General features: G+C 54.6%; 2 protein-coding genes. Both read left to right on the top strand.

Features of this window, described 5'->3' with window-relative positions:
- Positions 1-555 precede the first annotated feature (555 nt).
- Positions 556-2,037, top strand: a complete 1,482-nt coding sequence (locus tag H567_RS26525) for a DUF4062 domain-containing protein (RefSeq protein ID WP_051185190.1) — start codon at positions 556-558, stop codon at positions 2,035-2,037.
- A 264-nt stretch (positions 2,038-2,301) separates the two neighbouring features.
- Positions 2,302-2,486, top strand: a 185-nt coding sequence (locus tag H567_RS0121130; RefSeq protein WP_028322907.1) for a methyltransferase domain-containing protein, incomplete at its 3' end; no start/stop codon positions are given.

Consider the following 2,486-nt stretch of genomic DNA (forward strand, 5'->3'; position numbering starts at 1 on the left):
CCGCGACTATTACGGCTACGGCGTCTATGTGGCCAAGAAGATGTAGGGCATGACGCGACCGGAGGGAGGATTGCCCCTCAGCCCGGATTGAAGGGGAGGATGACGCGGACCTGGAGCGTTTTCTTCATGGTTTCCCCTGGCGCGTTTTTTCCGCCCGACCTGCCACAGCCGGCGTGCCCGGCGTCTTTGCCTGTTACCGCTTCCCTCCAGGGGGAGCGCAGTCGAAATCCCGGGAGTTGGGGAAATTGCGATGGTACTTCCTACAAGGGGGATCGTAAAAGGTCCTGACCACCCCAGATGAAATCGACCGGCACATCGCCTCGAACCTGCGACCTCATGGCCATCCCCCCGGTCCCTCAAATTCAGGCGGGAAAGACTGAAGGCCATCGAGACCCACATCCGAAACCGGGACCTCAGGATCCGCAAATCCGACACCATGGCCCAGATTGCCAGTGGGCAGGAAGCCAGCGATGGCCTGAAGCTCGCGGCAGGGATGGATATAAAGGATTCGGATGAATTCGATGATAGCCGTTCAGACCTAACCAAGGATACAGAATGAAGAGACCGGACAAGCATCGGTACAGCGTTTTCATCAGCAGCGTGCAAAAGGAACTCGCGGAGGAGCGACGCGGGATAAAGGATTTCCTCACCAATGATCCTCTGCTCAGGCGGTTCATTTTGAAAGTGTTCCTTTTCGAAGATATCCCCGCAGGAGACCGCAAGCCTGACGATATTTATTTGGGCGAGGTTCGCCAATGCGATATCTTCATTGCCATTCTCGGAAACGAATACGGACCGAAAAATGAGGCAGGCAAGTCGGCAACAGAGCTGGAATTTGATGAGGCTACCAAAACACATAGGGAACGGCTGGTCTTTATCAAGGGCGATGATGACAGCAAGCGCAGCCCTGAGATGGCCGCGTTGGTGCGCAAAGCAGGAAAGCAAGTTACGAGACGCCGCTTTTCAGATACGCCAGGCTTGATTCGTGAAGTCTACTCCAGCCTTGTTGAGAGCCTCGAGCAGCGCAGCGCCATCCGATCAACGCCCTTTGATGGAAGTATCTGTGAGGGTGCAACACTCCGGGATATTGACAACAAAGCCGTCGCCGACTTCATCGAAACCTCGGAGGCCGCCGGGCGATTGAAACTGAAAGGGTCCCGGGCTCCAAAAGCGGTCCTTCAGAACTTCAATCTGTTACGTGATGGCAGGCCCACGAATGCCGCCATGCTCCTTTTCGGAAAAGAGCCAAGAAGGTATTTCAACAACGTGCAGGTCCATTGCTTCCATTTCCACGGTACGGTAAAGCAAAAGCCCATCGCATCTCAGCAGCCCTATGAGGGTAGGCTGATCGAAGTCATCGATGAGGCGGTCGAGTTTGTCTTAGGCAAAATCGATCGCCGTGTCGGCACCCGTGCCGAAAGCGTTCAGGCTCCCGTTACCTTCGAGATTCCCCGTCCGGTGATCTTGGAGGCGATCGTCAATGCGGTTGCCCACAGGGATTACAGGAACAACGGTTTTGTGCAGGTGTTTGTCTTTTCTGATCGAATGGAGGTATGGAATCCCGGTGAGTTGCCGCCTGGGCTCACCCCGGAGTTGCTCCGCGAGCCCCATGGACCGCTGCCTCGCAATCCTTTGATCGCCGAACCGTTGTACCGGATCAAGTATGTGGAAAAAGCCGGAACCGGCACCACCGATATGATCGCCGACTGCCGAAAGGCTGGACTTCCCGGGCCTGATTTCGAGCAACGCGGCCCATATTTTGTCGTGACTGTCTGGCGGGACTGGTTGACGGATGAGGTTTTGGCAAGGTTCCAATTAAACGAGAGGCAATTGCTGACAGTGTCTTATGTAAAAAAAATGGGGCGTATTTCCAATTCTGAATATCAAAAGTTGACCGGAGCTTCACGACCGACAGCCAGCCGAGATCTGGACGAATTATCTAAGAGAGGAATTTTGAAGAAAATAGGGACAACCGGTAAAGGCACCCATTACCTTCTTTCAAAGAAACGCATCACAAAGGACTTTAAGGAATCATAAGATGAAAGGCATCATAAACGCATCAAAGGCCTCAAGATTGGGACAACGGGTCGGGCTACCCGCTTGTTTTTCGAAAGAAACCCGACATTGAGGCAGATGGGGTATTTGGGCACCAAAGGGGCAACAAGGGCCGTGAACCTTAAAAGAGGATGTATGAGAACGCGAAGTGAACCGATGGCGTGTTCGGAGTACCTGCGTCTGAGAGGGCGAGGACGCAGGTGAAGCCGGTTTCGGATTCGGCAGCGCGCACATATCTGTAGCGAGATGGAGGGGAAAGAAGACGCACAGCCCTCGCCGGCTGACTATGTCCGGCAGCAGGATGGAGTTGCGGACAGGATCACCACGCTGAAAGGTTCCATGGATGCCCTGCCGTTCGAGGAAGGTGAGTTCGACGTGATCTGGTCCGAAGGGGCCGTCTACAACATGGGCTTCGAGGCCGGGGTATCGGC

The organism is Desulfatiglans anilini DSM 4660 (assembly GCF_000422285.1).
In the GTDB taxonomy this organism is placed as follows: domain Bacteria; phylum Desulfobacterota; class DSM-4660; order Desulfatiglandales; family Desulfatiglandaceae; genus Desulfatiglans; species Desulfatiglans anilini.